This is a genomic window from Shinella zoogloeoides (assembly GCF_022682305.1).
GTDB lineage: Bacteria > Pseudomonadota > Alphaproteobacteria > Rhizobiales > Rhizobiaceae > Shinella > Shinella zoogloeoides_B.
Window position 1 is genome coordinate 908,655 of record NZ_CP093528.1, and the last position, 13,244, is coordinate 921,898.

The following is a 13,244-nucleotide window of genomic DNA, read 5'->3' on the forward strand; positions in this document are numbered from 1 at the left end:
GCCTGTTTCGGAGATAACGGCATGGCAGGATTTCATGAGGTGCGGTTTCCGCTGCGTGTCGCGCTCGGCACCAGCGGGGGGCCGGTGCGGCGGACGGACATCGTCAGCCTTTCCAACGGGCGGGAGAACCGCAATCGCCGCTGGCAGGATGCGCGGCGGCACTATGACGCCGGATCGGGCGTGCGCTCGCTCGACGATCTCTATGCGGTTCTTACCTTCTTCGAGGCGCGGGCGGGGCAATTCAACGGGTTCCGCTTCCGCGACCCGGTGGATCACAAGTCCTGTGCGCCGGGCGGGTCGATCAGCGCCGTGGACCAGTTCCTCGGCGGCGCGGACGGGACGACGGCGACCTTCGCGCTGGTCAAGCGCTATGCGGATGCCGGCGGCGAGACGGTGCGGCGGATCGACAAGCCGGTGGCGGGCACGGTGAGCGTGGCGGTGGGCGGAAGCGCCGTGCCGGCGGCGGACTATACCGTCGACCATGTGGCGGGGACGATCACCTTCAAGCCGGGCAAGGTGCCCGCTTCCGGCACGGTGCGGGCGGGCTTCGAGTTCGACGTGCCGGTGCGTTTCGACACGGACCGCATCGATATCGACCTCGCGCAGTTCGACGCGGGGCGCATTCCTTCCATTCCGCTGGTGGAGATCAAGCCATGAGGACCATTTCGCCTGGGCTTCAGGCCCATCTCGACGGGGAGGCGACGACGCTGTGCAACGTCTGGCGCGTGACGCGGCAGGACGGCACGGTGATGGGATTTACCGATCACGACCGGGACATCGCCTTCGACGGCCTCACCTATGCCGCCGCGAGCGGTTTCCAGGCGAGCGAGGCGGAGGACGGTAACGGGCTTTCGGCCGAGGGTGGGGACGTGTCCGGCGGGTTTTCCGCCGATACGATCCGGGCCGAGGACCTCTCCGCCGGGCGCTATGACGGGGCGAAGGTCGAGATTTTCACGGTCAACTGGCAGGACCCTTCGCAGCGCCTTTTGCTGCGCACCGCCGAACTGGGCGAGGTGCGGCGCGAGGGCGGGCTTTTCCGCGTGGAGCTGCGGCGGCTGACGCATCGGCTCGACCAGGTGCGCGGCCGCGTCTTCGGCCGCCAGTGCGATGCGGTGCTGGGGGATGCGCGCTGCGGGATCGATCTGGCGGCCTTCCGCGCGAACGCGACCGTGAGCGTGGTCCCGGACGACATGCATGTGCGGGTGAGCGGTCTTTCCGGCTTTGCCGACCGCTTCTTCCGGTATGGCGTGCTCGCCTTCACCAGCGGCGCGGCGGCGGGGCTTTCGGCCGATATCGAGGACCATCGGCGCGGCGAGGACGCGGATGAGCTGATGCTGTGGCTGCCGATGACGGCCGGGATCGCCGTGGGCGATACGCTGGAGGTGACGGCGGGCTGCGACAAGCGTTTTGCGACCTGCCGGGGGAAATTCGGCAATACTCTGAATTTCCAGGGGTTTCCGCATATGCCGGGCAGCGATTTTAGCTACGGCTATGTCAACAGCCAGACCGTGCATGACGGGAGGCGGCTCTTTGACTGAGATTTTCGACCCTGGAATTTTCGACCATGGGATTTTCGGCGGGCGCGTCGTTGCGATTGCGCGCGGCTTCATCGGCACGCCCTATCGGCACCAGGGATCGCTGAAGGGCGTGGGGTGCGATTGCCTCGGCCTGATCCGGGGTGTCTGGCGCGAGCTTTACGGCGCGGAGCCGGAAGCACCCACGCCCTATGCGCCCGACTGGGCCGAGCGGGCAGGCCGGGAACGGCTGCTGGAGGCAGCGGAGCGGCATTGCGGGGCGGCCCTGCCGCCCTCGGCGCTGCGGCCGGGCGACCTGCTCATCTTTCGCTGGCAGGACGACGCGGCGGCGAAACATGCCGGCATCGCCACGCCCGAGGGGCGTTTCATCCATGCCTACGAACAGGCGGCGGTGATCGAATCGGCGCTCGTTCCAGGCTGGCGTCGGCGCATTGCCGGCGTCTTTCGTTTTCCGGAGCTCTCCTGATCCATGGCGACACTTCTCTTCCAGGCGGCAGGCGCCGCGCTCGGCAGCGTCTTCGGCCCCATCGGCGCGATCGTCGGGCGGGCGGTCGGCGCGCTTGCAGGCTCCGTCGTCGACCGCTCGCTGATGGGCGGCGGCGGTGGGGACGGCAGGACGATTTCCGGCCCCCGGCTGATGGACGGCCGCGTTCCCGGCTCGGAGGAGGGCACGGCGATCAGCCGTGTCTACGGCACCTCGCGCCTCGGCGGCACGCTGATCTGGGCGACGCGCTTCGAGGAGCAGGTGACCGTGGAGGAGCGCCAGGGCGGCAAGGGCGGCGGCGGTGGCGGCTCGCAGGTCCAGACGCGGACCTATCGCTATTTCGCGAACCTTGCGATGGCGGTCTGCGAGGGGCCGGTCGCCAGTGTTCGCCGTATCTGGGCGGACGGGCGTGAACTGGACATGACCTCGGTGGCGATGCGTATCTATACCGGGACGCTGGACCAGCCGCCCGATCCGCTCATCGAGGCCAAGCAGGGGGCGGGCAAGACACCGGCCTATCGCGGGCTGTGCTATGTCGTGCTGGAGCGGCTGCCGCTCGAGGCCTATGGCAACCGCATCCCGCTTCTTCACTTCGAGGTGGTGCGGCCGGTCGGATCGCTGGAGAAGAAGGTCCGGGCGGTGACGATCATTCCCGGCTCGACGGAACACGGTTACGACCCGTCGCGGGTGACGGAGGTGACCGGGGCCGGCTCGGCGCGGCACATCAACCGCAACATGCTGCTCGCCTCGACCGACTGGCGCGCCTCGCTCGCCGACCTCAAGAGCCTCTGTCCGAACCTGGAACGGGTCGCGCTCGTCGTCGCCTGGTTCGGGACGGACCTCAGGGCCGGCAACTGCCGGATCGTGCCGGGGGTGGAGACGCGCGATCGCGGCGGGGAATCGCGGCCCTGGCGGGTCGGGGGCATCACGCGCCCGGGCGCCTATCTGGTGAGCCGCAACGAGGGGAAGGCGGCCTTCGGCGGCACACCCTCGGACGCCGGCGTGATCGCGGCGATCCGCCATCTACGGGCGGAGGGGCTGGAAGTCTATCTGTATCCGTTCCTGATGATGGACGTGCCAGCGGGCAACAGCCTGCCCGATCCCTATGGCGGCGCAAGGCAGGCCGCCTATCCCTGGCGTGGGCGTATCACGTGCCATCCCGTGTCGGTGGACCGGACGAGTACGGCGCGCAGCCAGGTGCAGGCCTTTCTCGGCAATTCGCAGGCGGGGCACTTTTCCGTCAGTGGCGAAAACATCACCGCTCCTTCCGGTGACACGGGGTATCGCCGGATGGTGCTGCATTATGCGCGGCTCGCGGAGGTGGCGGGCGGGGTCGACGGCTTCCTCATCGGCTCGGAGATGCGCGGGCTGACGGCGCTGCGCGACGGGGACGGGCGGTTTCCCTTCGTCGAGGGGCTTTGCACGCTCGCGGCCAATGCGCGCGCGGTGCTGCGCGCCGGCACGAAGATCACCTATGCGGCGGACTGGAGCGAATATGCCGGCTTCCAGCCGGCGGGCGGCGGCGGCGAACTGCGCTTTCCGCTCGATCCGCTCTGGGCGCATCCGGCCATCGACGCCGTGGGCATCGACAATTACATGCCGCTTTCCGATTGGCAGGACGGCGATATGCTCGCCGGCAACCCGGACGGGTTCCGCCATTGCGAAGACCCGGCGGGGATGCGTGCCACGATCACGCGGGGCGAGGGCTTCGACTGGTTCTATGCCGGCGATACGGACCGCAGGGCGCGCATCCGCACGCCGATCACCGACGGGGCGGCGGGCAAGCCCTGGGTGTTCCGCTACAAGGACATCGAAAGCTGGTGGACGAACCCGCATTACGAACGGGGACCGGACGGGGCGGAACTGCCCGCGCCGACGGCCTGGGCACCGCGCTCCAAGCCGGTCTGGTTCACGGAACTCGGCTGCCCGGCTATCGACAAGGGGGCGAACCGGCCGAACGCCTTCGTCGACGCCAAGAGCGTCGAGAACGCGCTGCCGCATCATTCCGGCGGCGGGCGCAGCGATTCCATGCAGCGGCGCTTCCTCGACGCGCACCATGACTGGTGGCAGGGGGAGGGGCCGGAGCCGGGCATGGTGGATCCGGGGCGCGTCTTCCTGTGGACCTGGGACGCACGGCCCTATCCGGCGTTTCCGGAAAAGCTCTCGCTGTGGGCGGACGGAGCCAACTGGCAGCGCGGGCACTGGCTGAACGGGCGGCTCGGTGCGGGAACGGTTGCCGACGTCATCGCCGCCATCCTCACCGACCATGGTTTTGCTGATTTCGACGTCTCGGGCGTCTGCGGCGACCTGCCGGGCTTCGTGCAGGGCGAGCAGACCTCGGCGCGCCGGCTGATCGAGCCGCTGATGGAGGCGTTCCAGATCGATGCGCTGGAGGCGGATGGGCGGCTGACCTTCCGCTCGCGGCTGAAATCCGCGCTGCCGGCGGCCGAGCTGGAAGTGCTGGCCGAACGGCCCGACGAGGCGCTTTTCGAGGAGAGCCGGGGCCATATCAGCGATCTTTGCGGCGAGGCGATCCTCGACCATTTCGACGAGGCGAGCGGGCATCCGCGCGTGACGACACGCTCCCGGCGCATGGCGGGCGGCACGGACCGGGTGCTCCGGCTCTCGCTGCCGGCGGTGTTGCATGCGGGCGGCGCGGCGGCCTGCGTCGAGACGGCCCTGCGCGACCACCGCGCCGGCCAGCGGCGTGTCTCCTTCCGCCTGCCGCCGACGGTGCTCGGCTTCACGCCGGGCGATGTGGTGCGGCTTGCCGGCGGTCCGACGGGGCGTTTCCTGATCACGGGCATCACCGACGGGATGGTGCGCGAGGTCGAGGCGCGCGCCATCGCGGCCGGAGACAGCGCCGCGCCCGCGCCGGTGGAGGAGGGCGGGCCGGTGGGCGAGACGGGGGCGGCGGACGCTTTCGCGCCCGTCGTCGCGCTGCTCGACCTGCCGGTGCTCGGCACGGGCAATCCGCAGGATTTCGCCTGCGTCGCCGCCTATGCCCAGCCCTGGCGCGCCATGATCGTCTCCAGCTCCGAAACGACGGAAGGCTACCGTATCCGCACGCAGCTCGACAGGCCGGCGCGGATCGGCTGGCTGGCTGAACCGCTCGGACCGGGCGTCGTGGGCCGGTTCGACGAGGGCGGCTCGTTGCTGATCGACCTTCCCGCCGGCGGGCTTTCCTCGGCCGACAGGCTGGCGGTGCTGAACGGGACGAACCGCATCGCGCTCAGAGCCGGGAACGGGGCCTGGGAAATCGTCGGCTTCCGCGCGGCGAGCGAGATCGCGCCGCGGCGCTGGCGGCTGACCGGCCTCTTGCGCGCGCTCTGCGGCACCGAGGACGCCATGATCGCAGGTCATGCGGCGGATGCCGAGGCCGTGATGCTCGACGAGGCGCTGCGTCCGCTGGGGCTTGGCGTCGAGGAGGCGGGGCGTCTTTCCAACTGGGTGGTCGATGCCGTCGGCGTTTCGGCGGCGCAGATCGGCCCCTTCGCCTTTGCCGGCGGGATAAGGGCGCTGACACCGCTTTCCCCGGTGCATCTGCGTGCCCGGCGCGGGGCGGGCGGCATCGCGCAGTTTTCCTGGGTGCGGCGCGGCCGCATCGATTCGGATAGCTGGCTTGCCGTCGAGATTCCGCTGGATGAGCCGACCGAGGGCTATCGGCTGGAGATTCTCTCGGCCGGATCGGTCGTGCGCAGCGTCGAGACGGGCGCGCCTTCCTATGCCTATCCGGTCGCCAACGAGCTTGCCGATTTCGGCGCGCCGCAGGCGGCCCTTTCCATCCGCGTGCGCCAGCTCGGCCGCGCGGTGCCGCTCGGCCTGCCGGCCGAGGCGACCCTCAGTCTCTAGGAGAAACAGCATGAGTGACGATGTGAAAGCCTGGTATCAGTCCCGCACCGTCTGGGGCGCGCTGATCGCGATCGCCGCCTCGCTCGCCAATGCGGCGGGCATCCAGGTGACCAGCGGCGACGGGGCGGAACTGGCCGACCTGATCGTCGCCGCGACGGGTGCGGCGGGCGGTCTCGTGGCGCTGCTCGGGCGGATTTCGGCCCGCCGGCGCGTGCGGTGAGGGGCGTAAAAGTTCGCGCCCGCATTCATTTGCCATTCAGCGTGGATCGTTTATTGCTTGCATCACACTGATCCACACCTGAAAGTATGTTCATGGCATCGCCACTTCTCATATCCGCGCTTGCGGCCAGCCTGATGCTCCCGGCGCCCGTCGATACGGGCGCCAAGCGGGACGTCGCCGCGGTGGCCGGCGACTGCAGCAATGCGGCCGCGCAGGTGGTGGCCCAGACCGGTGGCGAGCTTCTTTCCGCCAAGCCGGACGGCGATAGCTGCGTGGTGACCGTGCTGGTGCCGGGCAACGGCAATGCGCGGCCCCGCAAGGTGACCGTTCGCGTGCCGATGTAACGGGCCGGCGGCAAACAGCAGATAGGAAGAGGGCGAATGCGCATCCTGGTGGTCGAGGACGACGTCAACCTGAGCCGGCAACTGAGCGAGGCGCTGAAGGAAGCCGGCTATGTGGTGGACCAGGCCTTCGACGGTGAGGAGGGCCATTATCTCGGCGACACCGAGCCTTACGACGCCATCATCCTCGATATCGGCCTGCCGGAAATGGACGGCATCACCGTGCTCGAGAAATGGCGCGCCGACGGCAAGGGCATGCCCGTCCTTCTCCTCACAGCCCGCGACCGCTGGAGCGACAAGGTGGCCGGCATCGACGCCGGTGCCGACGACTACGTGGCAAAACCCTTCCATGTCGAGGAGGTGCTGGCGCGCATCCGGGCGCTCATCCGGCGCGCGGCGGGCCATGCCAGCCCCGATATCGTCTGCGGGCCGGTGCGGCTCGACACGAAAGGCTCCAAGGCGACCGTCAACGGCGAGACGCTGAAGCTGACCTCGCACGAATATCGCCTGCTCTCCTATCTCATGCACCATATGGGCGAGGTCGTCTCGCGCACGGAACTGGTCGAGCACATGTACGACCAGGATTTCGACCGCGATTCCAACACGATCGAGGTCTTCGTCGGGCGTCTGCGCAAGAAGATCGGCGTCGACCTGATCGAGACCGTGCGCGGCCTCGGCTACCGGATGCAAGCGCCGGCCAATGGAAAATAAGGCCCGGCGCTCCACCTCGCTCACCTTCCGCGTCCTCTTCCTCGCCTCCCTCTGGGCCGCGGTGGCGCTCGTCGTCATCGCCGTGGTCATCTCAACGCTCTACAGGCAGAGCGCGGAGAAGAGTTTCCGCGATCTTTTGCGCGCACAGCTCTATAATGTGATCAACACGGTCTCGGCGGGGGAGAACACGCGGCTCTCCGGCACGCCGCAGCTTGGGGACCTGCGCTTCTTCCAGCCGCAATCGGGCTGGTACTGGATCGTCGAGCCGATCGGCGGGGCGCTGGAGGGCGAGGCGTTGACCTCCTCATCGCTCGGCACGGGCAGCATTCCCATTCCCGACACGGATAGTATTCCCTTCGATACGCGCTACGAGCGTTTCTACACGACCGTCGATTCCTTCGGCAACGAGGTGGAGGTGGTCGAGACGGAAGTGGTGCTGGACGACGAGGGGCGCACGGCGCGCTTTCGCGTGGTCGGCAATCGCGATGTGCTGGAACAGGATATCGACGACTTTTCAGGGAGCCTCTATCTCGCGCTGCTCGGCTTCGGCGTCGGCAGCCTGCTTTTGAACGCGGCGGCGATTCTCATCGGCCTTCGCCCGCTCGACCGCGCGCGCAAGGCGCTGGAGAAAATCCGGGCGGGGGAAAGCGAGCAGCTTGACGGGGAATTCCCGAGGGAAATCCTGCCCTTGGCGAGCGAGGTGAATGCGCTGATCGACAGCAACCGGCGCATCGTCGAGCGGGCGCGCATGCAGGTGGGCAATCTCGCGCATTCGCTGAAGACGCCTATCGCCGTGCTGCTCAACGAATCGCGCCTCATTCCCGCGCCGCAGGGCGAACTGGTGAAGACGCAGGCCGACGCCATGCAGAGCCAGGTGCAATCCTATCTCAACCGCGCCCGCATCGCCGCCCAGCGCGAATCGGTGCTTGCCCGCACCGAGGCGCAGCCGGTGCTGGAGCGGCTGGTGCGCGTCATGCGGCGGCTCAATGCCGACCGGCAGTTTCCGCTGACGGTCGATCCGCCCGGATTGATGCTGGCGATGGAGCAGCAGGACGTCGAGGAGACTGTTGGCAACCTTCTGGAGAACGCGGCGCGCTATGCGCGCACATCCGTTGCGATGAAAGCCTATGCCGCCCCTGCCGACATGCGCGGCAGCGACGATGCGCGCAGGAACTGGATCGTGATCGAGGTGGAGGACGACGGGCCGGGCCTCGAGCCGGAACAGATCCGCGAGGCGATGAAGCGCGGGAAGCGGCTCGACGAAAGCAAGCCGGGCACTGGGCTTGGCCTGTCCATCGTCAGCGAGATCGCTTCGGAGTATCAGGGCACCTTCGGGCTTTCGCGTGGGCCGCGCGGCGGCCTGCTGGCGCGGCTCGTTCTGCCGGCGGTCACAAAGGATGTTGCCTGACAGGGCGGACAATGCCACAAGGGAAGGACTCGCGGGCATGAGGATCGCGGGAGTGACGGGTTTCGGTGCGGCTTGCCGCCCTTTGCGTGAAGAGAGACGGTCCCATCGGATGAAGACGGGTTTGCGCGGCGCCTTTTTCCCCCTCCTTCTGACAGTATTGACGATTTCGGGATGTGCGACCACATCCGGCGGCAAGGGCAGCGTTCCGGTGGCCGGGCCGCAGGGCGCTGCCGTTTATATCACCGCCCTTCAGGGTGGCCTCGTCAGCCGCAACACTGCGACGCAGCTTTCCAAAGCGGACCTGCAGCGGGCGCTGGAGGCCGAATACCGCGCGCTGGAAGCGGCGCCCGGCGGCCAGCCGGTCGTCTGGCAGGGTAGCGGCGTGAGCGGTTCCGTCGTCGCGGCCGCGCCCTATCAGGTCGGCTCGCAGAACTGCCGGCAGTACAGCCATACGCTGACGGTGGACGGCCGCCAGACCGTGACGCGGGGCGCTGCCTGCCGCAACGAGGACGGGGCCTGGGCGCCGCTTTCCTGACGGCGTGCCGGTTGCGGCGAAACGCCTCAAATTCGCGTCATCGCGCCCGGGGGAATTGGAAAGCGTCGCGCGTTCCAGTATTTGAACGGTCATGTTTTTCTGGATTCTCGTCGCCATCCTGACGGCAGCCGTCGCGGCCGTCCTGCTTCTTCCCCTTCTGCGCGGCCCCGTGGCGGCCGCGGAGGACGCCAGCCATGACGTCGAGGTCTACCACGACCAGCTCGAGGAGCTGAAGCGCGACGAGGCGGCCGGCCTTATCGCAGCCGGGGAGGCGGAGCTGGCCCGCGCGGAAGTGGCGCGGCGGCTGATCGCCGCCAGCAAGGCGGCGGCGCGGGACGGTGCAAGCCCGACTCAGCGCCGCAACCGGCTGGCGCAGGCCTTCGTGATCGTGCTGCTGCCCGCCATCGGCCTCTGTCTGTACCTCTTGACCGGCCGGCCGGACCTTCCGGCCCAGCCGCTCGCCGAGCGGCTTGCCAATCCCGGCAACGACATCTCCATTCTCATCGCGCGGGCGGAAAACCATCTGGCGCGCAACCCGGACGACGGGGCGGGCTGGGACCTTCTGGCGCCGATCTACTATCGCAGCGGCCGGATGGAGGATGCGGCGAACGCCTTCGCCCAGGCGATCCGGATTCTCGGACCGAATACGGACAGGCTCGACGGTCAGGCCGAGACCCTGATCGCGACGGCGAACGGCATCGTCACGGCGCAGGCGCGCAAGGCGCTGGAGCAGTCGCTGGCGCTGAAGGCGGACAATCCGCGCGCCGGATACTATCTGGCGCTGGCGCTGGAGCAGGAGGGCAGGAAGCCCGAAGCGCGCGCCGCCTTCGAGGCGCTGGCAAGGCAGGCGCCGGCGGGCGCGCCCTGGCTGCCGCTCGTCAACCGGCATATCGCCGAGCTTGGCGGGGAGGGCGGCCAGCTCGGCAATCCGAGCGCCGGCGACATGGCGGCAGCCGAGGACATGAGCGCGGGCGACCGCCAGCAGATGATCGCCGGCATGGTGGAGAGCCTTGCCGCGAAGCTTCAGGAAAACCCCGACAATTTCGAGGGGTGGATGCGCATCATCCGTTCCTATGTTGTGCTGGATCAAAGGCTGAAGGCCGAGGCCGCGCTACAGACGGCGCTGAAGACCTTCCCGGCGGACAGCGAGAACGGCAAACAGCTTCTGGCGCTGGCCCGGGACCTATCGATTTCGGCTGAGGGCAGCGGACAATGACACGCAAACAGAAACGTCTGGCGGTTATAAGCGGCGGCATCGGCTTCCTCGTGGCGGCGGTGCTGCTCGTCATGTTCGCCTTCAGCCAGTCCATCGCCTATTTCTACGTGCCGGGCGATCTCGCCAAGGCCGATGTCGCGCCGGGCACCCGCATCCGCCTCGGCGGCCTCGTCGAAAGCGGCACGGTGAAACGCGGCGAAGGTTCGACCGTGACCTTCACGGTGACGGACACGCTCGCCAATGTGCCGGTGACCTATACCGGCATCCTGCCCGACCTCTTCCGCGAGGGACAGGGCGTGGTGGCCGAGGGCGCTTTCGGCACGGATGGGCTTTTCGTTGCCGATACCGTGCTCGCCAAGCATGACGAGACCTATATGCCCAAGGACGTCGCGGACCGGCTGAAGGCGCAGGGCGTCGAACTTTCCGGCAAGGAAACGATCAAATGATCATCGAGCTTGGACACTATGCTCTCGTGCTGGCGCTCGCGACGGTTCTCGTCCAGTCCGTGCTGCCGCTGATCGGCACGATCCGCAACGACCGCTCGCTGATGGCCGTGGCTTCCGCCGCGGCCCTTGCCGGTTTCATGCTGGTGCTCTTCTCCTTCTCGGTGCTGACCTTCGCTTACATCGTCTCCGACTTCTCGGTCGGCAATGTCTGGGAAAACTCGCATTCGCTGAAGCCGATGATCTACAAGATCTCGGGCGTGTGGGGGAACCATGAAGGCTCCATGCTGCTCTGGCTCCTCATCCTTGTCTTCTTCAGCGCGCTGGTGGCGACCTTCGGCGCGAACCTGCCAGAGCGGCTGCGCGCCAACGTGCTGGCGGTGCAGGGCCTCATCTCGGTCGCCTTCGCGCTCTTCATCCTCCTGACCTCGAACCCGTTCCTGCGGCTTTCGCCGGCGCCGGCCGAGGGCAAGGACCTCAACCCCGTCCTGCAGGATATCGGCCTCGCCATCCATCCGCCGCTGCTCTATCTCGGCTATGTCGGCTTCTCGGTCTGTTTCTCCTTCGCCATCGCGGCGCTGATCGAGGGGCGGATCGACGCCGCCTGGGCGCGCTGGGTGCGGCCCTGGGCGCTTGCCGCCTGGAGCTTCCTGACGGCCGGCATCGCCATGGGGTCTTACTGGGCCTATTACGAACTCGGCTGGGGCGGCTGGTGGTTCTGGGATCCGGTGGAGAATGCCTCCTTCATCCCCTGGCTTGCGGGCACGGCGCTGCTGCATTCCGCGCTGGTCATGGAAAAGCGCGAGGCGCTGAAGATCTGGACCGTGCTGCTGGCGATCCTGACCTTCTCCATGTCGCTGCTCGGCACCTTCCTCGTGCGCTCCGGCGTTTTGACCTCCGTGCACGCCTTCGCGACGGACCCGACGCGCGGTGTCTTCATCCTTGCCATCCTCGTCATGTTCATCGGCGGTGCGCTGTCGCTCTTCGCCTTCCGGGCGGCGACGCTGAAGGCCGGCGGGCTTTTCGCGCCGATCTCGCGGGAAGGCGCGCTCGTCCTCAATAACCTGATCCTGACGACCGCGGCGGCGACGGTCCTGACCGGCACGCTCTATCCGCTTCTGCTGGAAGCGCTGACGGGGGAGAAAATCTCCGTCGGTCCGCCCTTCTTCAACCTCACCTTCGGCCTCCTGATGCTGCCGCTGCTGCTGGCGGTGCCGTTCGGGCCGCTGCTCGCCTGGAAGCGCGGCGATATCCTGGCGGCCGGCCAGCGTCTCTTCGCCGCCGCCGCCATTGGCCTCGTCCTGTCGGCGGCGGTCCTTTATGCGAAGAACGGCGGGCCGGTGCTCGCCTATTTCGGCCTCGCCATCGGCTTCTACCTGATCGCGGGCGCGCTGACCGAGCTGTGGTTGCGCGCCGGCATCGGCAAGGTGACGGCGAATGTCGCCTTCCGCCGTTTTGTCGGCCTGCCGGGTTCCGCCTTCGGCACGGCGCTCGCCCATATTGGCGTCGGCGTGACCGTCATCGGCATCATCGGCGTGACGGCCTTCCAGACGGAGCATGTGGTGGAGATGAAGCCGGGCATGCAGGTGGAGGCCGGCGGCTTCACGCTGACCTTCGACGGCATGCGGCGCGGGCAGGGCCCGAACTACACCGAAGAATCGGGCCACTTCATGGTTGCGCGGGGCGGCGTGGCCGTTACCGAGGTCTGGTCGTCGAAGCGCCTCTATACGGCGCGCCGCATGCCGACGACGGAAGCGGGCATCCGCACCTTCGGCTTCAGCCAGCTCTACGTCTCGCTCGGCGACGCCATGGCGGACGGCGGCATCGTCGTGCGCGTTTGGTGGAAGCCGATGATCCTGTGCATCTGGATCGGCGCGCTTATCATGATGGCGGGCGGGGCGGTTTCGCTCTGCGACCGGCGCCTGCGCGTCGGCGCGCCGCAGAAGACGCGCAAGGTCAAGCCCGTGCTGGAGGCGGCGGAATGATGCGCCGCCTGCTGCTCGCCGCCGGCTTCATCCTTTCGGCCCTCCCGGCCTTCGCGGTCAACCCGGACGAGGTTCTTTCCGATCCGGCGCTGGAGGCGCGCGCACGTGCTCTCTCCTCCCAGCTTCGCTGCATGGTGTGCCAGAACCAGTCGATCGACGATTCGAACGCCGAGCTTGCCCGCGACCTGCGCCTGCTCGTGCGCGAGCGGCTGGCGAACGGTGACAGCGATGAAGCGGTGATCGACTATGTCGTCTCGCGCTACGGCGAATTCGTGCTGCTCAATCCGCGCCTTCGCGGCGAGACGCTGCTCCTGTGGGGCGCGCCTGCCGTGCTGTTCCTTGCCGGCGCGACGGCCATGATCCTCTTCGTGCGCCGGCGTGGCGGCGGGCCGACTGGTACGCCGCTTTCGGAGGCGGAGAAGGCGGAACTGGAGAAGCTGACGGGGAAACGGAATTAGGGGACGTTCGAAGCGGCGTCTTCCACTGTCAATTCCAACATTACCAAAAATTCATG

Annotated in this window: 13 protein-coding genes; all 13 read left to right on the forward strand. The window is 68.0% G+C overall.

Going from position 1 to position 13,244, the window contains the following annotated elements; translation table 11 throughout:
- Positions 1-21: 21 nt before the first annotated feature.
- The 13 genes from MOE34_RS04600 (at position 22) to MOE34_RS04660 (ending at position 13,188) form a co-directional block, all read left to right on the forward strand.
- Complete coding sequence (locus MOE34_RS04600; protein WP_242221447.1) at positions 22-657, forward strand: DUF2460 domain-containing protein; 636 nt, start codon at positions 22-24, stop codon at positions 655-657.
- Positions 654-1,538, forward strand: a complete 885-nt coding sequence (locus MOE34_RS04605) for a DUF2163 domain-containing protein (RefSeq protein WP_242221449.1) — start codon at positions 654-656, stop codon at positions 1,536-1,538. The genes MOE34_RS04600 and MOE34_RS04605 overlap by 4 nt, the downstream gene beginning before the upstream one ends.
- A 1-nt stretch (position 1,539) precedes the next feature.
- A complete protein-coding gene (locus MOE34_RS04610; RefSeq protein ID WP_431522430.1) occupies positions 1,540-2,001 on the forward strand; it encodes an NlpC/P60 family protein in 462 nt (153 codons plus the stop codon).
- 3 nt (positions 2,002-2,004) lie between these two features.
- Complete coding sequence (locus MOE34_RS04615; protein WP_242221453.1) at positions 2,005-5,871, forward strand: baseplate multidomain protein megatron; 3,867 nt, start codon at positions 2,005-2,007, stop codon at positions 5,869-5,871.
- A 10-nt stretch (positions 5,872-5,881) separates the two neighbouring features.
- A complete protein-coding gene (locus MOE34_RS04620) occupies positions 5,882-6,091 on the forward strand; it encodes a hypothetical protein (RefSeq protein ID WP_242221454.1) in 210 nt (69 codons plus the stop codon).
- Between the two features lie 92 nt (positions 6,092-6,183).
- The gene (locus MOE34_RS04625) at positions 6,184-6,435 is read left to right on the forward strand and encodes a hypothetical protein (protein ID WP_242221456.1); all 252 of its coding nucleotides are present in this window, start codon (positions 6,184-6,186) and stop codon (positions 6,433-6,435) included.
- A 36-nt stretch (positions 6,436-6,471) separates the two neighbouring features.
- A complete protein-coding gene (locus tag MOE34_RS04630) occupies positions 6,472-7,143 on the forward strand; it encodes a response regulator transcription factor (protein ID WP_134647547.1) in 672 nt (223 codons plus the stop codon).
- Entirely contained in the window at positions 7,133-8,551 is a 1,419-nt protein-coding gene (locus MOE34_RS04635) for an ATP-binding protein (RefSeq protein ID WP_242221458.1), read from the forward strand. Before MOE34_RS04630 ends, MOE34_RS04635 begins: the two co-directional genes overlap by 11 nt.
- A 109-nt stretch (positions 8,552-8,660) precedes the next feature.
- A complete protein-coding gene (locus MOE34_RS04640) occupies positions 8,661-9,086 on the forward strand; it encodes a hypothetical protein (RefSeq protein ID WP_242221461.1) in 426 nt (141 codons plus the stop codon).
- A gap of 91 nt (positions 9,087-9,177) precedes the next feature.
- On the forward strand, positions 9,178-10,302 hold the full coding sequence (gene ccmI / locus MOE34_RS04645; protein ID WP_242221463.1) for a c-type cytochrome biogenesis protein CcmI: 1,125 nt from the start codon (positions 9,178-9,180) through the stop codon (positions 10,300-10,302).
- Entirely contained in the window at positions 10,299-10,748 is a 450-nt protein-coding gene (gene ccmE, locus MOE34_RS04650) for a cytochrome c maturation protein CcmE (RefSeq protein WP_242221465.1), read from the forward strand. The genes ccmI and ccmE overlap by 4 nt, the downstream gene beginning before the upstream one ends.
- On the forward strand, positions 10,745-12,730 hold the full coding sequence (locus MOE34_RS04655; RefSeq protein WP_242221467.1) for a heme lyase CcmF/NrfE family subunit: 1,986 nt from the start codon (positions 10,745-10,747) through the stop codon (positions 12,728-12,730). Before ccmE ends, MOE34_RS04655 begins: the two co-directional genes overlap by 4 nt.
- A complete protein-coding gene (locus tag MOE34_RS04660) occupies positions 12,727-13,188 on the forward strand; it encodes a cytochrome c-type biogenesis protein (RefSeq protein WP_242221469.1) in 462 nt (153 codons plus the stop codon). Before MOE34_RS04655 ends, MOE34_RS04660 begins: the two co-directional genes overlap by 4 nt.
- The last annotated feature ends 56 nt before the right edge of the window (positions 13,189-13,244 follow it).